This window comes from Erysipelothrix tonsillarum DSM 14972, from assembly GCF_000373785.1.
Lineage (GTDB): Bacteria > Bacillota_I > Bacilli_A > Erysipelotrichales > Erysipelotrichaceae > Erysipelothrix > Erysipelothrix tonsillarum.
In genome coordinates, this window is sequence record NZ_KB892377.1 from 585,426 (window position 1) to 612,011 (window position 26,586).

A 26,586-nucleotide genomic window follows, 5' to 3' on the forward strand; every position below is an offset into this window, starting at 1 on the left:
TCACCTATTATTATTCTACCATACCTTCTTCAAAAACAAATTGAATATCTGCAACAATTACAACATCATCATCTTTAACACCCGCATCACGGAGTGCTTGATCAACACCTAGACGTTTCATAGCGAGACCAAATTGAATGGCAGATTCTTCAGTATCAAACTCATATTGACGTAATTGACGGTCAATAATATCGCCTGTAACACGCCATTTTGTTTGATTAATTTGTTCTATATCAAAGTTTCGTTTTGGAGCTTCATATTTATAAACTACCGATTCACTTTGTTCTTCGATACGTTCTTCAACATGAGCATCAAGAATATCAGCAAGACGGTACAATAATGAATCAATCCCTTCACCAACCATGGTTACAAGCTCAAAGACTTCAAGTTCCGGATAAGCCGCTTTGAATTTTTCTAAGTTTGCAGGTGCTACTTCAAGATCCATCTTATTCGCAACCACTACCATCGGTTTTTTTAGTAAATCTTCATTATATTTTTCAAGTTCCATATTAATGATCCGATAATCTTCAATAGGATCACGACCATCTTCCGAACCCATATCGACAACATGTACTAAAACGCGACAACGTTCGATATGTTTTAAGAAAACATGTCCAAGTCCTTTACCTAGATGGGCATCTTCAATTAACCCAGGTAAATCGGCAACTGCAAAAGATCTGCCATCCGGGCTACTTGATATTCCCAAATTTGGAGCTATTGTCGTAAAATGGTAATCCGCAACCTCAGGTTTAGCACGAGATATTACAGATAATAACGTTGATTTCCCAACAGATGGGTAACCAATAATTCCAACATCAGCAAGCAGTTTTAACTCGATTGTAATATCAAGTTGTTGACCCAATTCGCCTTTTTCCGAAAAAGTAGGAGCAGGGTTATTTGCTGTTGCAAAACGTGCATTTCCTCTTCCGCCGCGTCCACCGTGAGCGACAACCTCGCGTTGTCCAACTTCTGTTAAGTCAGCAATAACAATTCCTTTTTCATTGTCGATAACCATTGTACCTACAGGAACTTTTAAAATGACATCTTGTGCTCCTGCACCATGCATTTTTTTGTTCTTCCCAGGCGTACCATGTGAAGCTTTAATAACACGGTTATATCTTAAATCAAGCAATGTAGACTTATTTGAATCAGCAACAAAAACAATGTCGCCACCTTTTCCACCATCGCCACCATAAGGTCCACCAAGTGGAACAAAGGCCTCACGACGGAAAGAAGTCATTCCATCACCACCGTTACCGGCTATTACTTTTATATTTACGCGATCTACAAACATTAAATCACCCTTTCCATTTCAATTAAAAACCCCCTATTTAAGGGGGCTTCAGATTAAGCTACTGGATAAACTGAAACACATTTGCGAGTTTTGCTAATGCGTTCGAATTTAACAACACCATCCACTTTAGCGAATAAAGTGTCGTCGCCACCACGGCCTACGTTAACACCTGGATGAATCTTTGTACCACGTTGGCGGTATAAGATTGAACCTGCTGTACAGAATTCACCATCAGCGCGTTTCGAGCCTAAACGTTTCGAGTGTGAGTCACGACCATTTTTTGTCGAACCAACACCTTTTTTAGAAGCAAATAATTGGATATCTAATACGAATTTCATGAAGTTACCTCCTTTTCACTAATTTCGATATATTGTGATTGAGTTTGTTCCATTGTTTTAAGTTGTAACAATACAAACTCAAATAATTTTTGATTAAGTTCATTACTATGTTTAATTTCAATTTCAATTAGTGGTTCGCGTGTCATGACTAATTCAACAGAATTATCTAACGCATCGAAACCATTAAGAGCACCAACCATAATGGAACTAACACCGGCACACACAAGATCAAATCCATGTTCACCAGAACCAGCATGACCTGTTACAGTCATTTTTTTATAAGTGCCATCACTAATCAAAACAGATACATGTATCATCGAACTATCCTGCGTTAATGTCAGTTACAACTAACTTAGTATACGGTTGACGATGACCTTGTTTTTTACGTGTTGAACCTTTTTTAGCTTTATACTTGAAGATAGTAATTTTCTTACCTTTTCCATGTTTTTCAACTTTTGCAGTTACAGTAGCACCTTTAACGTATGGAGTACCAACTTTAAGAGTGCGGTTCTTAACAGCTACAACGGTTTCAAAAACAATTTCTTCACCTTCTTGAACATCCAATTTTTCTACGAAAATTGTTTGATCCTTTTCAACTAAAACTTGTTTTCCACCTGTTTCAATAATTGCGTACATAGTACACCTCCTTCAATTTTTGCCATAAGACTCGCCAAGTAAGGTGGACGAATCACTTAAACCTTACAGTGTGCGGTTGTACGTCCAGAGACATGCAACTACGCCTTTAAATGCCTTAACATTATATAACAGACCACTACTAATGTCTAGTATATATGTAAATTATTTAAATTATTGTTTAATGACGATTTTCCACTTCCATTAGTCCAATAATTATTCTTCTATTATACTCTTTTTCTAATATATTATAAAGCTATACTCGTAATTTTCAGTTTGAAATGAATTATGGAATATCAAAATTCAACCACTTTATTTCAATGATTTTTACTCTTAAAATCTATATTCCTTAAATTCTTCTTAAGATTACGAATTTATCGTTATATCATCGGCTTTCTATGTTAAAATCTTTACGAAAGGTGGATTTGGGATGAAAGCATTTATAACTAATATTGGGTGCGCTAATGAAAGCTAAAAGAAGCAATAAGTTACGCAAACTCAATATGAAAGCAGTCGCATCAATTGGAGCTGCTTTACTCGTCGTTGTGGCAATCATCGTTACTTTGATATTTAATCCTTTCTCAAAGTATCCGAAATACATGACACGTGTCTCAAACGAGTATAAAAAAATAGGTCATCATGAAGTTATTAAAGAAACCTCAGATGACAGTGTCATCGTTCTGCATTATCCGCGTCTTGAAAATGACGGAGTAAATTCATGGATTAAAACGTTTACGGATCAAAGCAAAGAACTCACAAAAGGATTATCCAATGCGAATGGAAAGAGAACCGAAATTTTTCAAGACTACGATGTTTATCAAGTCCACGATAAATATGTAACAGTTGTTCTCAAAACGTTTTTGAATCATGAAATTTCAACGTCTACATCGCGAACTTATGACACGGAACGTGGCGAATTTTTAAAAGCTCAAGATTTACTCAATGAGCCTGGGCTAAAGAAAATTATAAGTGATATACGACAAGAAGTTTCAAAGCCAAAAGAAATGGACCGCCTTCAATACCTGAAGGAAACATCTCTTAATGATGATGTCGCGTTATCATTAACCGATACCGAAATGATTTTTAATTTCGATCGTTTTACAACGCCTATTTCTTTTGAACTTGAAAAAATTACTGATTACCTCTCTCAATCAATTGGAAAATTTGAAAAAACGGATGGAGAAATCCCTCCTGTATATTTGGATCGAGGAATCGATCCAAAAGAAAAGATGGTTGCATTTACGTTTGATGATGGACCTCATCACAAAAACACACAAATGATTATGGATGAAATCGAGCAATATGACGGACAAGTTACATTTTTTATGGTTGGTGAACGCATAGAAGGTAATGAATCGATTGTTAAGGAAGTTGTAGAACGTGGTCATCAAATCGCAAGTCATTCATTCAGTCATCCAGACTTTAATTCTATGGATATCAAGGCAGTCAACAAAGAAATTGAAAAAACCGAAAAAGCCCTTTATAAGGCTTCTGGGCTTCCAGGCCCCTTCATGGTACGACCTCCCTATGGCAATGCAAATGCAGATGTGCGAAAAGGCACGAACGTTACTTTTGTCAATTGGTCGGTCGATAGCGAAGATTGGCTCACACGTGATCCACAACAAATTTGCAATACAATTGATAAATATAAACATGATGGTGCTATTATATTACTTCATGATATTTATGACACAAGCTACGAAGGGTTCAAATGTGCAGCTAAAAAGCTCCATGATCAAGGCTATAAATTTGTAACGGTTGAAGAACTCCTTGAAGCACGCAATGACATTGTAAAAACTAGCGCAATTTACTTTGAAGCCAATCCAAGCAATTAAAAAAAATAAAAAAATCAGGATGATACTATAATCTATTAAGTTAGAACTTAATAAACAAAATATTATTTAAAAGTAATAAGTTTTAGTATCCTAAATTTTTGATTACGTTCGGTGTTATTCTACCGAACGTTTTTTAATGCTTAACCTTACATCTTGAACTACGATATCTTTTTTTGGTCATCAACTTTTAATTGATAATGTATATGCTCTCTTTGACTTGTGGTGGAATCAATTTTGCCTAATGCCTTTATACGAAAGATATTCCATGGTTTCTTGATCCGTATCAAATGCAATTTTAAAAATACTTCTCAAAAAAAACATACACATTTATATAAAGTACAATACACGGTCTCTTTTTCATCTATTTAATACTTATTAACGAAGGTATCACACTTTCCTAACAGAACTTATTCAACAATCTACGTTAAATTCATACAGTCTTTTGGTGTGTTTATCCAAAAAAACCTCCAAAGTCTTGAACTAAATAATAGCAATTGCGCTTTTATTAAGTACGAACTTCGGAGGTACTAGAACCTTGTTTATTTTGCTTTTTTCATTGTATAGAAGAACGAAGTTCCTAAACCAAGTTCAGACTCAACCCAGTATTTAGAACCACTCGCATCACAGATTGCTTTAACAATCGATAACCCAAGTCCACTGCTTGTACCACTGCGTTGATAGTTTTTATCGATTTTATAATATCGATCCCAAATATGGTCAACGATTTCAGGACCAATACCAATACCATGATCGGTCACAGAAACAATCACCTGATCACCTTCAGAAACTGCACTGATAATGATTAGATTATCTTCCCCTACATATTTAGTTGCATTGTTTATATAGTTATAAAGAACTTGCCCCATTTTGATTTCGTCCGCGAGCACCATTAAGTTCGGATCACAATGAATTTCAAATTGTATATCCAAAGCTAAAAATAAATGCGTCGTGCTACGAATTTGTTGAAGCATAAAATACTCTGTTTCTTTAATATCAAATACATTTGCCTCATACTTTGAAAGCGTCAACATATCATTAACAAGTCGCTCAAGATGATTAACCTCATCCACAATTACATTTAAATGCTGTTCACGCATTTTAGGATTATCTCCTGAAATATCCTGAATCATTTCAGCATAAGCTTTTATCATGGTCAACGGTGTTTTGATATCATGCGATACATTCGCCACTAAATCCCTGCGCAACTCATCGGTTTTACGAAACTCTTCTGTAGCATAATTCAATGTGTCTGCAAGGGTTTCAACTTCAGAGTAATCATCACCTTGAAAATCTACTGTTAAATCACCTTCCGCTAACTTTTTAGCACTATTCGTGATTTTGGTAATTGGACTCGAAAGTCGTTTTGATAGAATAAACGCTACGATTGTCGCCACACTAAAAACTACCAATGCTAATAAACCAAACTGGCGTTTTAAAACAAAGACAGTCGAATCTAACAACTTAATTGGAGAAATCACAAAGATATAGTTGGTTCTGCCATTAATCATAGTACTGCGACCGTAAAAATACATTCCTTGCTCATGAATACCATTATTAAAATTAATTGAAAAATCACGCGTTGGCGCATTATCCGCCATAATCATGTACTCTTTCATGGTAGAATTTTTTAAATTATTCAGCTGACATGGAATATTGGGATTCTCCCCAATATAGGTTCGAACCCCAAGATCGTTATAAATACTAATACACATATTTTCCGTAGCGAGAATCTTCCCTGTCGCTTCTTCCACAATTGAAATATCAGATCGTTCCAAAAGTCGTTCGATCTCCGTAACTTTCATTTGAATTGTTTGAGATCGATTGCGTTCGTAATAAGGTCCTATAAACGAAATTTGCAGCATCCATAAGAATAACAGCATAATTCCCGTTAAAAGTAGAAAGTAGAACCAGATCCGAAACGCCATATTTTTAGTTGTTGATTTCAAACTTGTAACCTGTTCCACGAACCGTCACAATATAATCGCGGTATGGACCTAAGTTTTGTCTTAACATTTTGATATGCGTATCAACGGTACGATAATCACCATAATAATTATAATTCCATACTTTATCTAATAAAACATCACGTGACAACGCTTGATCTTTATGTTGGATTAAGAACACCAACAAATCAAACTCCTTCGGTGTAACATTGATACGTTCGCCATCAATAATTAAATTGCGGCCTGTTATATCCACTTCAAGTCCGCCAAAGGTATAGACACTGTGTTTCATTCCTTTAGCACGCTCGCTTACCGCTTTGATACGCGCCATTAATTCTTTCGGTGAGAAAGGTTTTGTGACATAGTCATCAATCCCTAATTCAAACCCGAGTAATTTATCAAATTCTTCTTGTCGTGCCGATAACATAATTATCGGAACATCCTTAATTTTTTTAATTTCACGACATGCAGTAAAACCAACAAGATTTGGCATCATGATATCCAAAACCACAACATCATAGTCATTGTTTTTAACCATTTCTATCGCTTCAGCTCCATCGGACGCCTCATCACATAATAAACCTGTTGCTTTTGCATATTCCTTAGCAACTTCTCTAATTTTTTCTTCATCATCTACAATCAAAAATCTAACCATGTGAATTCACCTCTTTCATTTTATGATTCGTGAAATTCGGGTTTAGAATCAAATCGATACATATCCATTATGATTAAAGATCCCGGCTCACGCATCTGCCCCTTCACTAAGACAAGTGCCCCTATTTCTAGGCTCACTTTTATTTTATCATATACTGACGGAAATACCACTCCATCAATCAAACCTGTATCATCACTGAGTTGAATAAAGGCCATTTGATCACCTTTTTTCGTTCGATGCAGTTTAATACGATCAACCATTGCGATAATTCTGAAGTATTTATCACGAACTTTAACATCCACTAGCGAATCCGCTTCGTGTTTTTGCTTTAAACGCAAAGTTGGATGCTCACTAAAATAAAATCCAAGTACCAATAATTCATCATTTAGAACTTGACGTCTATTTTCATCAACGACCGTAAAAATTGGCTCACTGATCAAATCCATATTAAGTGATGATTGGCCATCTTTTTCCACGCGGATTATGTTTGCATAACGAATCGCTTCCTCCAGTGAAGCAATCATACTTAAACGATCAGAATTAAGATAATCAAAAGCACCTGCGTGGATCAGCATCTCAAATTGGTTACGCTTAATCCCCACTAAATTCAAGCGACTGATTGCGTTGTAATAATTGAGATAGGGCCCATGCATCTCTACATCCTCACGGATTTTAGTACCCACACTCTTACTAATACCCTTTATTACGGTAAATGGCAAGCGAATTGCATACCCTTCTAATGTATAAGCATTCGTGCTCTGCTCAAGATTCACACAACGAAGTTCAATATTTCTACGTCTACACTCATCGATGTACTGACGGGTTTTGACTTCGCTACCAATAACACTTGTTAACAGATACGTATAGAACAGGTGTGAATAATTTGCTTTAAGATACGCAAGTTGGTAGGCAATTAATCCATAAGCAACAGAATGAGATTTATTGAAACCATAATTTGCAAATTTGTAAATTAAAGCAAAAAGTTCTTCAGCAAATGGAGCATCATGTCCTTGTTGGATACATCCCTCAATAAAGTCCGTCTTCAAAGCATCCAATTCTTTAGCATTTTTTTTACCCATTGCTTTACGCAAAATATCGGCCTTCGCAAGACTGAATCCAGCCATTATCTGCGCAACCTGCATGATTTGTTCTTGGTAAATTAAAATACCATTGGTGCTCTCCGTTATTTTTTTTAAATCTTCATGGATATATTGAACCTTTTCAGGATGCTCACGATATTCAAGATAAAGCGGGATGTTTTCCATTGGACCTGGACGAAATAAAGCAATTGTATCCACAATATCACTGAATTGACGTGGCTTTACTTTTTTAAGTAAAGCTTTCATACCATCGGATTCCAATTGAAAAATGCCTACTGTTTCAGCTTGAGCGATTAAATTAAATGTTTTTGTATCATCCAGAGGTATCGTCATGATATCAAAAGGCTCGTGTTCATTAATTTGACGACTAATATTATCGATAATTGTCAAATTTCTTAATCCGAGGAAATCGATTTTCACAAGTCCGATTGCTTCCAAATGATTCATATCATATTGAACTGCAATTGTTTCAGTATCAAGTTGTATGACGGGTACTACAGATTCTAAACACTTCTTACTAAGTACAATCCCCGCGGCATGAGTTGATGTATGACGGGGTATGCCTTCAATCTTCCCTGCAAGTTCAAAGGTCTTCATTAAAATGGATTCCGAATCAATTAAAGACCTCAATTTACTATTTGAGGCATAGTTTTGGTTTAAAGGCATCACTGGATTAATCAACTTCGAGACTTGATCAACTTTACGAATGGGTACCTGAAGTACTCGTGCTGTATCTCGAAAAGCTTGACGTGCTTTAAGAGTCCCGAAAGTTACAATATGGGCTACATGATCATCACCGTATTTATTGCGTACATAATCAATTACGAATTGACGCTTGTCATCAGGAAAATCGATATCAATATCTGGCATCGAAATTCGTTCCGGATTTAAAAAACGTTCAAACAAAAGATTATACTCAATCGGATCAATTTCTACGATACCAAGACAGTAAGCAACTAGTGACCCTGCCGAACTTCCACGCCCCGGACCAACATAGATCCCTTCTTTTTTTGCGAATCGAATTACATCATACACAATTAGAAAATAATCTGTAAAATTCATTTTGTTAATGATGTCGAGCTCGTAGTTTAAACGTTCCCTATATACTTGTGATACGTTATTTTTTAAACGTCGTTTTAAGCCGAACCGACTGAGTTGGTCAAGATATACTTTGTTGGAAACCTCTTGATTCGTTTCAAAAACCGGCAACTGGGTAGTGAGCTCCATAAGATTTACATTACACATTTGCGCAATCGTGTCCGTTAATTGGACTTCTTCTTCAGTATAGAGACTCTTAAATGTTTCCGAATCAATAAAATTACGATTAGGAGACGATACAAGCGTCTTATCCTCTAAGTAGGTGCTTTTATCAATAGCTTGAAGAGCCCGAAATGCTTCTTCATCTTCTTTGTTTTCATAGTATACCTTGGGTACCGCAAGACATTGAATGGACTTCAAACCAGCCATCTGGCGCAACTGGTCGTTAACACTTACAAAAAAACTTGATTCTTGATGGGACAATCCAATGTAGAACGAATCAAATTGATGATTAAGGCGATCCATCGTTTCACTAACACTTTGTAAATCTTTATTAAGCATCCCCTTCTCAAATGGACCTTGTTCAGAATAGGCAATAAAAATTAAATCATCTTGAAAGGGAATCACGTCAGATTCTAATACATACCCATGTTGCGATAAAGAAAAAGATAGAGTGATTAGTGCTTGATAACCGTGATTCGAACGCGCGAGAACAAGCGAATCATAGCGGAGGCCCTCAAATTCAAGGGTGATTTCCATACCAAATATTGGTTTAATTTGATGCTTATTGGCAGCGTACTGAAAATCCAATGCACCAAAAAGAACATGTCGGTCGGTTAATGCAATGCTCTTCATATTTTGTACTTTCGCCTTTTCAATAATTGATTCGACAGACATCATTCCTTTAAGCAAAGAATAATAACTTCGAACCGCTAAATGTGTTGCCATCATGTCACCTCTACATTTATTATACATGAAAAAACATCGCTATAATAGCGATGTTTCGGCCAATTCTGTAATAAGAGTTTCTAATGTCTCCTTGGTGAGACCTTTAATACCGCAAGCAAGACGATGACCGCCGCCATTATAACGTTGCGCTATTGTATTAATCGTATTGTTTTGTGATCGTAGAGAAGCCTTAAACGATCCGTCTTCGGCTTGTACAAACAATCCCCAAATCTTAAATTCGCGAACTCCCGCCATTGAACCGGTAAACATTTTGGCATCTGATTCTGTAATTTCAAGTTGATCAAGCAATGCTTGGTCGATGATTACATATGCGAAAAAGTCTTTAACTTCAATGTGATTTTGAATTTCACGATTAATTTCAAAATTACGTCGAGTACGCAAAAATATAGCATGATTTAATTTCGTAATGTTTGCACCTTCATCCATAAGCCATGCTGCTGCTCTTAAGGTTTTAGAAGATGTCGTTTCAATCGAAAATTTTTGCGTATCTGTTAGAATTCCGGATAAAAGTGTATTCGCTACATCCTCATTCATAAGCATACCCAAATCTTGAAGTAGGTCAGCTACAATTTCACAAACACTACCTCGTTTCGAGTCAACAATTTGTAAATCACCATATTCATCAACCACTGGGTGGTGGTCAATTTTAATAAGTGCTTTTCCTTCTTGATATCGTTGATCATCGATTCGTTCTTGATTTGCGCTATCAAGCACAATTGCCAAAAATTCCCCTAGGTCATCAATTTGATCCATTGGTTCATAAATTGTAAAGTTGTGCAGATCACTACCCAACATTACAATCTCTTTTTCAGGATAGTTTAATTTCAACCATTTCGCCAACCCAACTTGCGATCCAAGTGCATCACCATCGGGTTGTACATGACGAAATAAACAAATACGATCAAATGATTCAACGTATTGAATAAAACTAGTTTTGTTCATTATGAATACGATAAGCGTCAGTTGCAATCACTAATTCTTCATTTGTTGGACACACCCAAATATCCATTGCTGATTTATCAGTGCTCAATTTAACTTCTTTTCCACGTGTTTTTGCATTTAATGCGCGATCAAAGTCAAGTTTCAATCCTGGTTGTAATACATCTAAGATTGCTTCACGAGTACCGGTATCGTTTTCACCTAAACCAGCTGTAAATACGAGTCCATCGACATGACCTAATTGAAGTGCGTAAGCACCTACATATTGTAATACGCGTTGTGCATACATTTTACGTGTAAGAATTGCGCGTTCATTCCCTGCTTCGATACCATTTTCAATATCACGTGCATCACTTGAGATGCCACTAATGCCAGCCATTCCTGATTTTTTGTTGAAAATATCAAGAACTTCTTCAGCAGTAATATCTAATTTTCGCATAAGATACGTAACGATTGCTGGATCTAAATCACCAGTACGTGTTCCCATCATTACACCTGCAAGCGGTGTAAAGCCCATTGATGTGTTCACACATTTTCCGCCTTCTACAGCAGAAATTGATGCACCATTACCTAAATGTAATGTGATTAAATTTACATCTTCAACCTTTTTACCCATTAATTCGGCAGTACGTTGTGCAACATATTCGTGAGAAATCCCGTGTGCACCGTAACGACGAACAGCTAAATCAGTATAGTATTCATATGGTAATGCATACATAAATACCTCTTCAGGCATTGTTTGGTGGAATGCAGTATCAAATGCAAAGATATGTGTTGCGTTTGGTAGTGCTTCTTTAAATGCGCGGTAACCAATAAGGTTAGCTGGATTATGAAGTGGTGCTAAGTCTGCAAGTTCTTCAACTTTTGAAACAGAATCTTCATTACACAATGCACTGCCTTGGAAATATTCACCACCGTGAACCACACGATGTCCTGCAGCAATGATTTCAGATAAATCTGAAACAATATTTTTTTCTACGAGACCTTTCAATACTAAATCAACCGCTACGTGGTGATCTGGAATATCTAAAGTATCTGTATCTTTTTGATCATTATATTTAAATGTGATAATTCCATCATTTAAACCAATACGTTCAACAATACCACTTGTAAGCACCTCTGCTTCTGGCATTTCTAATAATTGAAATTTCAATGAACTACTTCCGGCATTAACCGCTAAAACTTTACTCATAATTTCCTCCTCTATTGAAATCATCTAAGATTTTATTGACTTCCCCATCCCCTAGGGCATAAAGTTTATCAAATAATTTTTGATAGGATGTCGCAACTCCCAACTTTTGCTCATACTCTTCGAGTAATTTGGTTGTTCGATTTAAATTATCATAAACAGCCGAACGACTAATATTAAGGATATCCGCAATTTCTTGATAAGACAAGTCATCTTGGTAATAATATTGAAAAACTTGTATTTGTTTTTCTGTTAACAAAGTTTCGTAATAATCAAAGAGTCGATTCAGCTTGACCGCCTTCTCAACGCTCATGATTATCATTTACAAGATGATACAAATAACTTTCAATATCAAAAGCTCTTAGATCACCTACCGACTCTCCTAAACCGATATGACTTACTTTTAAATCTAACTCATCTTTAATGCTGAGTAGAACGCCACCTTTTGGTGATCCATCTAATTTTGTAACGATTAATGAATCTACCGGTGTCACTTCAGTAAATGTCTTGGCTTGTGATAGACCGTTTTGCCCTGTATTACCATCGATAACCAGGTAAGTGTGATCAATGCTTCCCACTTCACGTTCTAAAACACGCTTCATTTTTTCAAGTTCTTTCATTAAATTCACTTTGTTTTGAAGTCGCCCTGCACTGTCACAAATCATAACATCAAAATCATGCTCTTTAGCATAACGTGCTGCGTCAACATATACAGATGCGGGATCCTGGTTATCGTTACCACCTACAAAATCCACGCTAATCTCATCAGCCCATACTTTGAGTTGATTACTTCCTGCCGCTCTAAAGGTATCCCCACCAACAAGGAGAACTTTAAATCCTTCTTGTTGGTAATTATACGCAAGTTTTGCGCAAGTTGTTGTTTTCCCTGATCCATTAACCCCTACCACAAGAATCGCATTCAAACGTCCGGGTTCAATGGTATACGGCAATAAGTTTTCACCATACTGACGTAAGATAACTTCAACCAATGTTTCTAACGCTTCTTCTTCACTCATGGATGTCTTAACATTTTTTCGGAAGGTTTTAATAATTTTTTGCGCACTTTTTAAAGAAACATCACTTTGAATTAATACTGCTAATAAATGATCATACCACGCATCATCAAACTTAGGTTTTCCAGTAAACATTTGTTTTAATTTATTTCCAAATGATGCTTTCGTTGAATCTAAGCCTGTGGAATACAATGCCTGTTCTTTTTGATCTTTTTTATTTGATTTCTTAAACATATCAAAAAATCCCATTATGCGTCCTCCTTTAATTCAATCGCTTCATCAAGACGAACTCGTAACATCGATGATACACCGCGGGTTGGCATGGTAACGCCATATAAGACATCACATTGCGCCATCGTACCAGAACGGTGAGTAATCACCAAGAATTGAGTATCATCACTAAAGTCTTTTATATAGTTTGCTAATCGCTCTACGTTTGCTTGGTCTAAAGCAGCTTCAACTTCATCAAAAATACAAAGTGGAACATGGCGGGCTTTAAGAATTGCAAATAAAACAGAGATTGCAATCAAACTCTTCTCACCACCTGAGAACAAGCGAATGTTTTGGACTGACTTTCCAGGTGGTTGAACATCAATATCAATCCCGGTATTTAGAAGGTCATTTTCATCTTCTAAAACAAGTTTGGCTTTACCACCACCAAATAGTGCACTGAAGACAGCACCTAATTCACCATTAATTTTATCAAACATTTCCTTGAATTGTTTGACCATAATTTGATCCATTTCTTCGATGACGCTCAGGAGCTTGTCCCGTGAAGATACTAAATCATCCAACTGTTTGGTCAAGAATTCATGACGCTCGCTTGCCTCTTTGAATTCTTCGGGAGCCTCCAGGTTCACATTCCCTAATGCGGCAATTTCCCCTCGAAGCTTCAGTACTTCTTCCCGACTCGTTGCAGCCGCTTCATCATAAACATGTTCTAATGCATATTCGAACGTCATTTGATACTCGCTCGATAAACGTTCTAAATTTGATTCTAAGCGTGTTGCATTTTTAGTATCATTTAAATTAACTTGGTGTTTCTCTTGCGTTAATTTATTCAGTTCACTGCGATACTGACGAATGAGTACTTCTTTTCGTTGTACATCATTCCCAAGCGCTAAACGACGTTCCCGAATCAGTGATAAATTTGAACTCAATTCATCACGTTCCATATAGGCACGGTTAAGTTTTCCTATCACTTCATCAGCAATATCTTCCGTTACAAACTCGTCATTCGGATTGATTTCTTCATATTCTTGTTGAAGACGCTCATATTTGGATCGCTTAACATCTAACAACGGTTCCAGTTGCGCTAAGGCAATTCGTCGTTGCATCAAGATTTCATTTGTATCTTTAAGCGTTGTTTGAAGGGATCGCACTTCATTTTCAGAAAACACAATGCGATCATTTAATTTAGAAATATCAGTTTCTAAAGCTTCTTTATCGCGTTTCAGAGTCAACATCGATTGTTGGTTGTTTTTAGACTTACCACCAGACATTGTACCGCCACGATGCATAACATCGCCATCAAGCGTTACAATCTTATAGGAATGATGTAATTGCTTCGCAAGTCGGTTGGCATCTTCAATCGTCGAAACCACTAGAACATTGCCTAAAAGACTTTCTTTTAAAACATCATAGATTGCATCATTAGTCACAAAATCCGATGCAACACCCATAAATCCTGGTGCATGCTCACACACTGTTAATGCGTCATCAGAAACTGAACGTGATTTACACGATGTTAATGGAATAAAAGTAGCACGACCTGACATATTTTTCTTCAAAAAATTAATTGCATTCACCGCGGATTTGTCAGTCTCAGTAACAACATGCATCATTGATCCAGCTAGAGCAGTTGTAATTGCAACTTCCAAACCATCTTCTGCAGTAAAAACATTTCCGACGGCATCAAGCACCCCAAAAAGAGAACCCTTATTCTTCATTACCGCTTGGACGCCTGCTTGAGATTCAAATGGACGTTCGAGTCGGTGAATGATAAATTCATGTCTGTTTTTTAATTGATTCAATGATGCCATTAACCCGTTTAGCCCTTGTTGCTTATCGGCAAGCGCTCTATTTTTTTCATACGTCGATTCCGTTAATAAATCAACCTCAGCTGTAAGCTTTTGATGACGTTCTTTACGCTCTTCGTATTCCAGTTTAGCATCATTCATCGCCGCAAATAACTCCTGTGCCTTCGCTTGCTTATCTCCAACTTCAAGCGTATATTTGCGTCGTTCATCAATCTCAACTTTTCGTGTTTCTAAAATTCCGATTTCACGAACAAATTGCATGACCTTTTCTTGTCCTTTAACAATGTCTTGATCCATTTTAAATATTTCTTGGCGTTTTTCCTGAAGTTCGTGATCATAAACGCCAATATTAGTTTCTAACGTTGCAATTTCTGATTCAAGACGATAAGTATCGTTTTTATTTGATTCAATTAGTTGTTCTAACTCTTTTATTTCGCGACAAATCACAGAAACTTCTATCGACTCAAGCAACGCTTTTTTATCTTTATATTGTTCTGCTTTTTTAGCTGCGCGCTTTAAAGAGCTAACCTGACGGGTAATTTCATCGACGATATCTTGCATACGATCAACATTTTCCTTTGTTCGTTCAAGCTTATTAATCGATTCGATTTTACGTTTTTTGTATTTCGAGACACCAGCAGCCTCTTCAAAAATAACACGGCGTTCAATTGGTTTTGCTTCAGCAAAATAACTGATTGTCCCTTGCGAAATAATTGATAACGAATCACGCCCCAGACCCGTATCCATAACTAGGTCATGAACATCACGGAGGCGACATGGCACCTTGTTTATGAGATATTCTGATTCACGCGTATCGCGATACAAGCGACGGGTTATTTCCAGCTCTTCATAATCACTGTTTAACGCCCGTTCTTCGTTATTAAATACTAAGGTTACCTCCGCGAGATTCACTTTACGACGGGATTCAGACCCATTAAAAATAACATCAGTCATACTTGAGCCACGCATTGATTTTACAGATTGCTCTCCTAAAACCCAACGTATCGCATCACTAATGTTACTTTTACCACACCCGTTCGGACCTACAATACCTGTAACTGCGTCATCAAAGTTAATGACGACTTTATCCGCAAATGATTTAAATCCTTGCATTTCTATCTTTTTGAGGAACATATAAACCCCCATTCTTATCTTGTTCATTATACCGTAATATCGCCAAACATGAAAGATGTATCCTACAATTTGATTTTCTCATTACAAAGTGATATTCTTTTATTGGCTACGTTAGGAGGAAATATGCGAAAACGAATTATTTTAATTGCGTTTACAGCTGTTGCACTCGTGTCCTTATTTGTCGTATTATACGATCAATTTAAACCGAAGACCAGTGCTCTAACGCTGCGTGCTGATATGCCTAAGAGCGAAACCGTTAAACTTAACGAAATTCAGACATTTTTAAATGATAATCCAGGGCAACATGTCTTCTTACTTAAAGATGGCGATGCCGATTCTGATTATGTTGAAGAAGCATTACTTGCTCCACTTACTACAGAACAAGTCGTACGTCCCACACCAGATATCATTTCGGTCGATATGTCTGAAGCTCAGAACATTTCTGTAACACGCTTAAAACAATTATTGGGTGTTGAAAAGTACCCTGCATTTGTCGTAATCGAAGCAAAAAAAGATAGTGTCGAAGTTAAATCAACCCTCGTATTTAAACAAGACAATCCTTTTACTAGCGACGATCTCAAAACTTGGTTTTTTGAAAACGGTCTTTGGACCGGTCCTTATGGAATTGAGAATAAAAAATCATAAAAAAGTATCAATCGTTTTTTCGATTGATACGTCTAAAAAAACGTACAATGAATTCATTGTACGTTTTTATTTTATATTATTAATGAATGATTGGCAGAGTTCTGCACTTACTTTACTTGCAAGAGGTAAATAGGCCTCAAAATTAACTTCATTTTCTGGATCATGAGTAACATCCGATAATCCGCGTAAAACGATAAACGGAATATTATTTCGCTTACATACATGGGCAATTGCCGTCGCTTCCATTTCAACACAAATCGCATCTGGAAAATGCTTCTGAATGTTTGTGAAAGCTTGGGACTCCTTAGTTACAAATTGATCTCCTGAAACAATCAATCCGACATGATAACGTTTTTTCATCGCATCAAGTGTGTTTTTCGCAATTTCTAATAATTGTGCATCTACTTCAAATATAAAACGAGGATCAGTTTGAGTGTTTGGACCAATATCGAGATCGTGGTACTGAAGCATTGATGCAACAACCATATCCCCTTGCTTTTGATCTATCTTCAAACCGCCAGCGCTTCCTATATTGAGGACCATTTCAGGTTGGAAAGAACCAATCAAACGTGTTGCTGTATAAGCAGCATTAACCTTACCAACACCACTTTGCGCTACTATAACACTTTGACCTGAAAGCATCCCTTTATAAACAGCAATATCATCAAGTGTTTCAGCACTCACATCACTCATAAGCATTGTCAGTGCATGAACTTCTTCTTGCATAGCTCCTATAATTAAAATCATATTAATTCCTTTCTAATGACAAACATTAATTTTTCACCTTCTTGAGTAATGCCCGGTTGCTCAAAATCAGTTAAAACTGTAACGTGGTATCCCTGCTTTTCATAGGCATCAATTAGAATTTGAGGATTGAATACCCATTGATAAACACTATCAAAGGTACCATCTAAAAAATTAATAACATGAACGAGATGTTCGCCATCAACTTCAATTTGATATGCATAATCAAAATCATCTGTAGAACCTTCTTCATAGTAATCATCCGCAAATTCAGTCAAACGAAATGGATGATGACAGTCGAGAAGGATACAATTCGATAATTTGACACTCTGATTTACAAATTTCAACAAATCTTCTTCTGTCAAAATATAATTAAGACTATCCCCAACACAGACTAACGTATCGTAAACTGTGTCATCTTCATAAGTTAAAAAATCACCCTGAACCATTTTATCAGCAAGTTCCGGATACTTTTCGTACCCCAAAGCAAGCATGGATTCATCAAGATCCACGCCTTTGACCGAAAACGATTCTTTTAGTTCATTCAGAAGATCGCCAGTACCGCAAGCAAGTTCAAGAAGCGTATGCCCTTGAGCATGATTTCGAATAAACGTTTTATATAATTGTGTCCCTTCTTGCGAAGCAAATAGTTTATCGTAATACGTTTTCATCGATATAGTCCTGGTAAAGTTTTTCTAAATTATAGTGAGCACGTTCTTCTGTTAAGAACAAATGCACAACAACATCAAAGGCATCAATTAAAATCCATGTTGAACCATGTTGGCGTTCAATGCTACGAATTTTATACCCTTCTTTTTCAATTGCTTCCTCAACAAACTCAGCAATAGCATTAATTTGACGAACACTGGGTGCGTCAGCAATCACAAAATAGTCGCATAATGGATTTTCACGTTTAAAATCAACAGTAACAATATCATTTGCTTTTTTTTCGTCGATTGTTTTTACAATTACATCTAATAATTTATTCATTGGGTCTCCTTAGGTAGGCATCTTGTGCCTGTTTTACTGCTTTAAATCCTTTATTCAAATCCTGCTTTGCAAGGTGAATATAGGGCTCGCTATCATAACCACGGCCACGTTCACATTTATCGGCAATGTATAAAATCATACCAATTTTATTAGTTGAGTCTCCATTAACATGACCTCTAATGGCATTTAGTACCTGCTTATCGCGAATATAAAATCTTTTGGCTAACTCTGACGCTGCTGCAAAACCATGATAAAACGCTGGATGGAGACTACGTTTATGCGGATATGTCGCCTCCATAATTGCCGTTAGCGCTTCTTTCGAGTCTTCTTTACATAAATCATGCATCATAGCTGCTAAGTACATTCGTTGTAAATCAACGCTATGCACAGCGGCCAATTCTAATGCAACTTCACATACGCGTTTAACATGTTCAAAGCGTTGCAAAGAAACACGGTTTGAAAGGATTGATTCCAAATACAATCCATTTTCACTCATATATCTCAAAACAGCGGGTGCGGTTTGCGTCTTTTCACCCTTACGAATTTGTGTCGAACTAATCTTCATCACAGGTCCCATTATTCGCGGATATTCCATCGTATCTTCCGCTTCGCGTGCATAAACAATAAATTGTATTTTTTGGTTTAAGCATTCAAAGTCTTTCCAACGATGTAAGGATTCTAACTGATCCGACCCGATTAACCATTCAAAGGTTATATCCGGATATTCAGTTTGAAGCACCTTAACGGTATCAATGGAATAGGAAGGTATCGGCATTTTCGATTCAATATCAAGAACTTTCATTTTACGATACGGATTGATCATTAATTGAACCATATTTATACGGTGTTTAAAATCTGAACTGCCTTGTTTAAATGGATTTTGTGCGCTGACAATAAACCACAATTCGTCAGCATTGCGTTGTTTTAGGGCGTGTTTTGCCATCGTTAGATGACCTTCATGAATGGGGTCAAAACTCCCCCCAAACAGAATGACACGACTCAAACTTTAATGCGTCCGTTTTTATTGTAACGATAGAAAACTGCAACGCGCCCTATTTTGCTCACGAGGTCACAACTGAAACGATCTTCAAACGCTTCAATTGCTTCAGTAATGGAAACATCTGAGTTTTTTTGGATACTCACTTTCACAAGATTGTGTGCAAGCATTGACGTTTCAAATGTTTCATATACGGTTTCCGTTAATCCATTTTTACCAATAAATACAGTTGTTTTTTCCTCATGAGAGATTCGTTTCAATTCTTTTTTTTGATCTTTATTTAACATTAAATGATCGCCTTTCTGATAATAACTTCTGCTTCCTTATCGAAGCTTGTTTCTAATTCTTTCAAATCACCTTGAATACTGATAAATCCCACATCGAAAATTTCGATATCAACATGTTTATCACTAACCGGCCATTTTCGTTTTCGATATTCCGGGTTTTGAATCATAAATTCATGTTCAAGTTCAAAATTCGCATCCATACGCTCCGGTTTAATGCGTTTAAGTGCAAACGGCAAGTAAGAAACGACATGCACTTGATTTTTCGGAGTAATGGTGATTGCACCAAGATTCCCAATCATTATCGTTTGTTTTTCATACAACTGATAAACAACTGGCTTAAGCGTTTTTTGTGGTGCTAACATTACAAGATTTTCATCCGTGAACTTATTCAATAATTTAGTCTCATTGCTTAGCCCCGGTGTATCGTATACATCATAACTTTCTGTTTCAATGTGCAAAACATCCGCGGTCGTTGAAGCTACAGGCGATACGGATAAATCGTTTTTACCCAATAAAGCATTCAGTAATGAAGATTTTCCGGCATTAACACAGCCTACGAAGGCACACGGCGCATCCTCAAGGTAAGGTTTTAAGTCCGCTAGTGTGTTCTTCTTCAATGCTGACACATAAACAATATCCATTAATGCTACATCTTCATCTTTAAGAGATCGCATAATTGCATTCGTAAGTTTATTGTTTGATACTGATTTAGGTAGTAAATCACGTTTATTTACGACCAATACGACACTTTTATGTCGTAATGCACGTAAAAGCCCTGTATGCATACTTTGATTAAGATGCATAATGTCTAGCACCCATAAGATGTGACCTTCGAATCCTTCAATAAATTCAAGCGTATTTCCGTCATTAACATCTGCCTTAACACGTTTAAAATCGCGATAGTGTTTTAGACGAAAACACGATTGACAGTAATCATTTTCAATTGATTTTGCATATCCGCGTCCAGCTGCATCTTCTGTTTGTAAAACAGATCCACAACCAACGCATTTTTTATTTTCCATATATATTTACCCTTTCAAAAATGGTATCAACTCTCCGTAAGAAGTAGTTTAAATCAAAACATTGTTCTAATTGTTCTCGTGAAATATATTGTAACACGTTTCCGTCCTCAATAATGACATCAAAAAATGATGTATTTTGATTGTAAGCCATCATCGCCAATGGTTGAATCAAATCATAAGCCCCCTCACGACTGAGGTTGCCTTGGTCAATCAACGTTGTCATTACACGTTGCGCAAAAATAACACCGTGTGTCAAGTTGATATTATCCACCATTTTGTCCTCATACACAACTAAATTCGCAACAATTTGTGTAAATCGGTGAATCATATAGTCTAATAAAGTAATTGCATCCGGAAATATGATCCTTTCAGCACTTGAATGAGATATATCTCGCTCATGCCATAACGCAACATTTTCAAACGATGACATCATGTACCCACGAATAACACGAGCACATCCCGCCATATTTTCACTTCCGATTGGATTGCGTTTATGAGGCATCGCCGAAGAACCTTTTTGTCCTTTATTAAAAAATTCTTCAGCTTCGCCTACTTCAGTACGTTGTAAATGACGGATTTCTGTAGCCATTTTCTCGATGCTAGTCGCAATGAGTGCCAATGTAGACATATAGAACGCATGACGATCGCGTTGTAATACTTGAGTCGATATGTTTGAAGATGCGATACCTAACTGATCACATACATAATCTTGAACAAATGGATCTGTATTTGCGAAATTTCCAACTGCACCGCTAATCTTTCCGGCTTCAAGATCTTTTCGTGCCGATTTAAACCGATTTAGCTGACGATTCATCTCATCATACCAAAGTGCAAATTTCAATCCAAAACTGGTTACATCTGCATGAACACCATGCGTACGCCCAATGCAAGGTGTATCTTTATACCGAATGGCTTGCTTTTTTAACACATCCATCAGTTCAAGAAGTCCAGTTTCTAACACATCATTCGCTTGTTTATAGATATATCCATATGCCGTATCTACGACATCTGTACTCGTTAATCCATAATGAATCCATCTTTTTTCGTCACCTAAGGTTTCACTTACTGCTCGGGTAAATGCGACTACATCATGACGTGTTTCAGCTTCAATTTCATAAATACGATTAATATCAAAGGATGCATTGGTTTGTAGTGCTTCTAAGTCGCAATCTGGTACCACACCCAAATGATTGAATGCTTCAGCTGCATAAATTTCTACTTTAAGCCAAGCCTCAAAACGAAATTGATCATTAAAAATTGTTTTCATTACATCTCGTGAATAACGATTAATCATAAAACCTCCTGATTGAAATAATAAAGTCTGGAAGTATACAACCGCCAGACTTGGTTTTGTAAGGTTGAACGTAATAACTCTACCTTACAATTATACATAATTATAAATCAAGTTTCAAAGGTTCCTCTATGCTTTTACCTTCGATTTTGGGTATCTCAACATTCATGACATGAACACGAGGTCTCAAGATACAGAAGTTCTTCTCGCTGGTTACTGTTGAGAAGGTTGCTTCAGCAGCCATCAGTGGTATATCTTTAATCGCTACTACAGATGCATGATCATTATAAATCATGATGTCATCGTGGATATTCCCTACAAATACTTCACTCAAACAGTGAGGATTACTCTTTACCGTCTTAACAATTGAAGTACCTTGAGTTGCTCGGTTATTAACAGCAATGTCATGCTCTTTAATTCGTTTCATTTGATATCGATCTGAAACAAAAACCACCTCAGTCTCATCGCGTAAACGAATGGTTGACATGATTCGATCATTAAGCTTGAGTTTCATACCAATAACCCCTTTTGCACGCAATCCTATTGGATTTATTTCTGTGAGGTCTAAGCGCATGCATTGACCTTCTTTACTTACTAAGATTAAGTGGTCATCATCTGCAGTAACCACAGCTCCGACTAACTCATCAAACTTACCTAACTTCATGACGTCATAAAGACGGTTTGTTCGTTTTACTTCGAGTTCGGAAATCGCTGTTTTCTTAACCATTCCTGATGCGGTTGCCGTTACAATAAATCGATAGGTATTGAAAGATTTGAGTGTAAAGGCACTGATAATTTTTTCATCAGGATCAAATTTCATATATTGATTGATATGCGATCCGGTATCGCGCCAACGCGCTTCTTCAATTTCATGAACTAAAATAGTACCATAACGGCCTTTTGAAGTTACGAAAACCAGGTAATCCGTCGTTTCGACTTCAGCACTGAAAACGGGTTGGTCTTCATCCATTAAGGCTATGACATCTTTTTGACTGGAACCATAAGAACGCATCGATACTTTTTTAAGATATCCATCTCGCGATACGGTAACCATAACAGCTTCATTTGTAATGAGACTGAGATGATCTACTTCTAATTCTGAGATTTCTGCTTCAATGGTTGATCGTCTTGGAGTATCGAAGGTTTCTTTTATTTCCATAAACTCTTTAACAATTAAATTATTGAGCATATCGACGTTACTGATAACAAGATCAAGATACTCCAATTCATTTGCAAGTTTAGCGAATTCATCGCGTAATGCATTGATATCAGTTGATGACAAACGATACAGTTGTAAATCAACAATTGCAGTTGCTTGAGCCTCTGTGAAACCAAATGATTCCATAATATTATTTCGTGAGTCGGAACGATTGTTTGAACCACGAATCACAGCAATGATTTCATCTAAAATTGAGGTTGCCTTCATAAGTCCTTCAAGGATATGAATACGTTTCTCTTTTTGTTCATAACGATACTTACTTCGATTTAATACAACTTCTTGTCTAAATGCGAGATAGGCATCTAAAACTTGTAAGAGCCCACAAACTTTAGGTCGTTGGTCCACAATTGCAACCATGTTGGCATTGTAATAAACCTGTAACTCAGTATATTTATAGAATAAATTGAGAATGCTCTCAACATTTGCATCCCGCTTGCAGTCAATAACAATACGAAGTCCTGTACGGTCAGATTCATCGCGTACGTCCATAACATCGCCAAATCCCTCACTTGCTTTCGTAAATCGTAATTCATCAATCTTACGAACAACATTTGATTTAATCACTTCATAAGGGAGCTCGGTAATCACAATTTGTTTCATACTTTTATTTTCAACAATATCGGCTTTTGCGCGTACAACAATGCGTCCTTTACCCTTGCGAATAATATCTTCAATGCCTTCGCGTCCCTGAATGATTGCTCCCGTAGGAAAGTCAGGACCTTGAACCATCGTCATAATTTCCTCGACCGTGCAATTTGGATTTTGCAACCTGAAAATGGCTGCATCCATAATTTCATTAAGATTAAACGGCGGAATATTTGTCGCATAACCCGCTGCAATTCCGGTAGATCCGTTCACTAGAAGGTTCGGGTAACGCGCCGGTAATACAGATGGCTCGGTCGTCATATCATCGAAGTTTAAGACAAATGGAACAACTTCTTCATCAATATTTTCTAAAAGTTTTTGTGATAATTTGGAAATACGTGCCTCCGTATATCGCATCGCCGCAGCAGGATCATCATCGATGCTCCCATTGTTTCCTTGCATATCAATTAAAGGCATATTCATTTTCCATGATTGCGACATCCGAACCATCGCCTCATAAACGGAACTATCCCCATGTGGATGATAATTACCGATAACAAGTCCGACTGTTTTCGCAGATTTTCGATATGGTTTATCAAATAAGTTCTTATCGTGGTACATCGCATATAGAATACGACGTTGAACTGGTTTTAAACCATCTCGCACATCCGGCAATGCACGTTCTTGAATAATATATTTTGAATACCGACCAAATCGTTCCCCAACGATGTCTTCAATCGGCATTTTAATCATTGAATCATGAGACATGTGGATCCTCCTCTAGCGTAAATGCAACATTTTGCTCAATCCATTCACGGCGAACATCGACTTTATCGCCCATAAGAACAGATACACGTTTGTCTGCAACAAGGAAATCATCAATTTGAACTTGGATTAAGGAACGGCTTTCCGGATCCATTGTCGTTTCCCAAAGTTGATCTGCATTCATTTCACCCAACCCCTTGTAGCGTTGAATTTCGATTTTACCGTGTTCTTTACGGAAAGCATCGAGTTCTTCATCAGTATAGGCATATTGAACATGTTTTCCAGACTTAACTCGATAAAGGGGCGGTTGCGCAATATAAACATAACCTGCTTCGACCAATGGACGCATATGTCTGAAGAAAAAGGTTAACAACAAGACTTGAATGTGTGCACCATCAGTATCCGCATCGGTCATAATGATAATTTTATTGTAGTTACAGTCTTTCAATTCAAAATCCTTGCCAACGCCAGCACCAACACAATGAATAATAGTATTGAGCTCTTCATTTTTTAATATATCTTCAAATTTTGCTTTTTGAGTATTTAACACCTTACCACGCAGCGGTAAAATAGCTTGAAACTTGCTATCTCGACCTTGTTTTGCACTTCCCCCCGCAGAGTCACCCTCAACCAAATAAAGTTCATTTTTATTCTTGTTGCGTGTCTGTGCATTAGCAAGTTTACCCGACAGAATACGTTCGATTTTATTCCGTTTTCCACTTCGTGCTTGTTCTCGAGCTTTACGTGCAGCTAAACGAGCATGAGATGCTTTTTGAATTTTAGTAATAATTTTAGTCGCTTCTTCATGGTGAACATCAAGATAGTACGGCAATTGTTCCGTAATGACTGCATCCACCACCCCTTTAGCAGCAGGAGTTCCAAGTTTACCTTTTGTCTGTCCTTCAAATTGCAATAAGTTTTCAGGAATGCTCACAGACAAAATAGCCGATAACCCTTCGCGCACATCATTACCCTCAAAGTTTTTCTCTTTGTCTTTAAGGAGGTTATGCTTACGGGCCCACTCGTTAATTACTTTTGTGAAGCCTGAACGGAAACCCGCAACATGAGTTCCACCGTCATGTGTCCGCACTAAGTTAACATAGGAATAGGTGTCCTCGTTATATCCTTCATTATACTGCAATGCAATTTGCACTGAAATTCCTTGTTCAGTTCCATTTAAAAGAATCACATCATTCAGTACTTCTTGATCTTCATGTATGTATTCCATAAAGGCTTCAAGCCCTTTTTCATAACAATATTCACGTGTAATGTTTACACGTTCATCCGTTACAATGAATTGAATCCCTTGTAATAAAAATGCACTTTCCTGAACACGTTCGCAAATCGTATCAAAACTAAATTTTGAATTCTTAAAAATCGTAGGATCGGCTTTAAAGCGAACACGACTTCCAATCGGTCCACGATCTGTTGTTTTTTCCAGCGGCCCAATTTCCTTACCACCATTTTTAAATGTCATATTATAAGTTCCATCTTTACGGAACACACTTACATTGACTTCTTCACTTAAAGCATTCACTACAGAAGCTCCGACTCCGTGAAGACCTCCACTGGTTTTGTATCCCCCTGCTTCTGAGAATTTTCCCCCAGCATGAAGCACAGTAAAAATGACCTGCAATGCACTCACGCCGCTTTTATGCGTTTCAATAGGCATTCCTCGACCCTCATCACGAATCGATACAGTCATGTCATCTTCAATATTTAATCGGATTGTTGTCCCGAAACCATTAAGTGCTTCGTCAATGGCATTATCCATAATTTCCCAAACTAAATGATGCAAACCACGTGAATCGGTAGATCCAATGTACATCCCAGGGCGTTTTCTTACAGCTTCAAGACCTTCTAAAATCTCAATACTTGATGCTGAATAATTTTGTGTACTCAAGCTCTCCAACTCCTCTCAA

The 26,586-nt window shown here is 37.1% G+C and carries 23 protein-coding genes and 1 other annotated feature; of the genes, 2 read left to right on the top strand and 21 right to left on the bottom strand.

Annotation, left to right across the window (positions count from 1 at the left end):
- Positions 1–10 precede the first annotated feature (10 nt).
- From obgE to rplU, 4 genes are read right to left on the bottom strand one after another with little or no spacing between them, the layout of a single operon-like run.
- The gene (gene obgE, locus B096_RS0102685; RefSeq protein WP_018579249.1) at positions 11–1,294 is read right to left on the bottom strand and encodes a GTPase ObgE; all 1,284 of its coding nucleotides are present in this window, start codon (positions 1,292–1,294) and stop codon (positions 11–13) included.
- A 53-nt stretch (positions 1,295–1,347) separates the two neighbouring features.
- Positions 1,348–1,632, bottom strand: coding sequence for a 50S ribosomal protein L27 (gene rpmA, locus B096_RS0102690; RefSeq protein WP_003773744.1), 285 nt, complete (start codon positions 1,630–1,632; stop codon positions 1,348–1,350).
- Entirely contained in the window at positions 1,629–1,949 is a 321-nt protein-coding gene (locus B096_RS0102695; RefSeq protein WP_018579250.1) for a ribosomal-processing cysteine protease Prp, read from the bottom strand. Before B096_RS0102695 ends, rpmA begins: the two co-directional genes overlap by 4 nt.
- Before the next feature lie 4 nt (positions 1,950–1,953).
- Positions 1,954–2,268, bottom strand: a complete 315-nt coding sequence (rplU, locus tag B096_RS0102700; RefSeq protein WP_018579251.1) for a 50S ribosomal protein L21 — start codon at positions 2,266–2,268, stop codon at positions 1,954–1,956.
- A gap of 17 nt (positions 2,269–2,285) precedes the next feature.
- Positions 2,286–2,356: a sequence feature (ribosomal protein L21 leader region), on the bottom strand.
- A 373-nt stretch (positions 2,357–2,729) separates the two neighbouring features.
- On the opposite strand from rplU, the gene B096_RS0102705 reads away from it, so the two are divergent.
- Positions 2,730–4,100 carry a polysaccharide deacetylase family protein gene (locus B096_RS0102705; protein WP_039736853.1) on the top strand — a complete coding sequence of 457 codons (1,371 nt, stop codon included), beginning with the start codon at positions 2,730–2,732 and terminating at the stop codon, positions 4,098–4,100.
- Positions 4,101–4,639: 539 nt separating this feature from the next.
- On the opposite strand, the gene B096_RS0102710 is transcribed toward B096_RS0102705, so the two are convergent.
- Genes B096_RS0102710 through B096_RS0102745 form a run of 8 tightly spaced genes read right to left on the bottom strand, consistent with a single transcriptional unit; the run spans position 4,640 to position 16,119 of the window.
- Positions 4,640–6,046: a sensor histidine kinase gene (locus tag B096_RS0102710; RefSeq protein ID WP_018579253.1), complete on the bottom strand. Its 1,407-nt coding sequence runs from the start codon at positions 6,044–6,046 to the stop codon at positions 4,640–4,642.
- A complete protein-coding gene (locus B096_RS0102715) occupies positions 6,030–6,698 on the bottom strand; it encodes a response regulator transcription factor (protein WP_018579254.1) in 669 nt (222 codons plus the stop codon). The genes B096_RS0102710 and B096_RS0102715 overlap by 17 nt, the downstream gene beginning before the upstream one ends.
- Positions 6,699–6,718: 20 nt before the next feature.
- Positions 6,719–9,787 carry a DNA polymerase III subunit alpha gene (locus B096_RS0102720; protein ID WP_244264559.1) on the bottom strand — a complete coding sequence of 1,023 codons (3,069 nt, stop codon included), beginning with the start codon at positions 9,785–9,787 and terminating at the stop codon, positions 6,719–6,721.
- 36 nt (positions 9,788–9,823) lie between these two features.
- Positions 9,824–10,747 (bottom strand): DHH family phosphoesterase, encoded by a 924-nt coding sequence (locus tag B096_RS0102725; protein WP_018579256.1) that lies wholly within the window; start codon positions 10,745–10,747, stop codon positions 9,824–9,826.
- The gene (locus tag B096_RS0102730) at positions 10,734–11,936 is read right to left on the bottom strand and encodes an acetate/propionate family kinase (RefSeq protein WP_018579257.1); all 1,203 of its coding nucleotides are present in this window, start codon (positions 11,934–11,936) and stop codon (positions 10,734–10,736) included. The genes B096_RS0102725 and B096_RS0102730 overlap by 14 nt, the downstream gene beginning before the upstream one ends.
- Positions 11,929–12,246, bottom strand: a complete 318-nt coding sequence (ylxM, locus tag B096_RS0102735) for a YlxM family DNA-binding protein (RefSeq protein WP_018579258.1) — start codon at positions 12,244–12,246, stop codon at positions 11,929–11,931. Before ylxM ends, B096_RS0102730 begins: the two co-directional genes overlap by 8 nt.
- Positions 12,236–13,195, bottom strand: coding sequence for a signal recognition particle-docking protein FtsY (gene ftsY / locus B096_RS0102740; protein WP_018579259.1), 960 nt, complete (start codon positions 13,193–13,195; stop codon positions 12,236–12,238). Before ftsY ends, ylxM begins: the two co-directional genes overlap by 11 nt.
- Positions 13,195–16,119, bottom strand: a complete 2,925-nt coding sequence (locus tag B096_RS0102745) for an AAA family ATPase (RefSeq protein WP_018579260.1) — start codon at positions 16,117–16,119, stop codon at positions 13,195–13,197. The genes ftsY and B096_RS0102745 overlap by 1 nt, the downstream gene beginning before the upstream one ends.
- Positions 16,120–16,242: 123 nt before the next feature.
- Between B096_RS0102745 and B096_RS0102750 the strand changes: the two genes are divergently transcribed.
- Positions 16,243–16,764, top strand: coding sequence for a hypothetical protein (locus B096_RS0102750; RefSeq protein WP_018579261.1), 522 nt, complete (start codon positions 16,243–16,245; stop codon positions 16,762–16,764).
- A gap of 66 nt (positions 16,765–16,830) precedes the next feature.
- On the opposite strand, the gene B096_RS0102755 is transcribed toward B096_RS0102750, so the two are convergent.
- The 9 genes from B096_RS0102755 to parE all read right to left on the bottom strand — a co-directional run bounded on the left by B096_RS0102755 (position 16,831) and on the right by parE (position 26,567).
- On the bottom strand, positions 16,831–17,511 hold the full coding sequence (locus B096_RS0102755) for a 5'-methylthioadenosine/adenosylhomocysteine nucleosidase (protein ID WP_018579262.1): 681 nt from the start codon (positions 17,509–17,511) through the stop codon (positions 16,831–16,833).
- Positions 17,508–18,179: a class I SAM-dependent methyltransferase gene (locus tag B096_RS0102760; protein ID WP_018579263.1), complete on the bottom strand. Its 672-nt coding sequence runs from the start codon at positions 18,177–18,179 to the stop codon at positions 17,508–17,510. Before B096_RS0102760 ends, B096_RS0102755 begins: the two co-directional genes overlap by 4 nt.
- Positions 18,160–18,498, bottom strand: coding sequence for a ribosome silencing factor (gene rsfS / locus B096_RS0102765; RefSeq protein WP_018579264.1), 339 nt, complete (start codon positions 18,496–18,498; stop codon positions 18,160–18,162). The genes B096_RS0102760 and rsfS overlap by 20 nt, the downstream gene beginning before the upstream one ends.
- A complete protein-coding gene (gene nadD / locus B096_RS0102770) occupies positions 18,491–19,501 on the bottom strand; it encodes a nicotinate (nicotinamide) nucleotide adenylyltransferase (protein ID WP_026254095.1) in 1,011 nt (336 codons plus the stop codon). Before nadD ends, rsfS begins: the two co-directional genes overlap by 8 nt.
- Positions 19,498–19,782: a YhbY family RNA-binding protein gene (locus B096_RS0102775; RefSeq protein ID WP_018579266.1), complete on the bottom strand. Its 285-nt coding sequence runs from the start codon at positions 19,780–19,782 to the stop codon at positions 19,498–19,500. Before B096_RS0102775 ends, nadD begins: the two co-directional genes overlap by 4 nt.
- Positions 19,782–20,804 carry a GTPase gene (locus tag B096_RS0102780; RefSeq protein WP_018579267.1) on the bottom strand — a complete coding sequence of 341 codons (1,023 nt, stop codon included), beginning with the start codon at positions 20,802–20,804 and terminating at the stop codon, positions 19,782–19,784. The genes B096_RS0102775 and B096_RS0102780 overlap by 1 nt, the downstream gene beginning before the upstream one ends.
- Positions 20,794–22,098 carry an adenylosuccinate lyase gene (gene purB / locus B096_RS0102785; RefSeq protein ID WP_018579268.1) on the bottom strand — a complete coding sequence of 435 codons (1,305 nt, stop codon included), beginning with the start codon at positions 22,096–22,098 and terminating at the stop codon, positions 20,794–20,796. The genes B096_RS0102780 and purB overlap by 11 nt, the downstream gene beginning before the upstream one ends.
- Positions 22,099–22,198: 100 nt before the next feature.
- Complete coding sequence (gene parC / locus B096_RS0102790; protein WP_018579269.1) at positions 22,199–24,667, bottom strand: DNA topoisomerase IV subunit A; 2,469 nt, start codon at positions 24,665–24,667, stop codon at positions 22,199–22,201.
- Positions 24,657–26,567 carry a DNA topoisomerase IV subunit B gene (gene parE / locus B096_RS0102795; protein ID WP_018579270.1) on the bottom strand — a complete coding sequence of 637 codons (1,911 nt, stop codon included), beginning with the start codon at positions 26,565–26,567 and terminating at the stop codon, positions 24,657–24,659. Before parE ends, parC begins: the two co-directional genes overlap by 11 nt.
- Between the last annotated feature and the right edge of the window lie 19 nt (positions 26,568–26,586).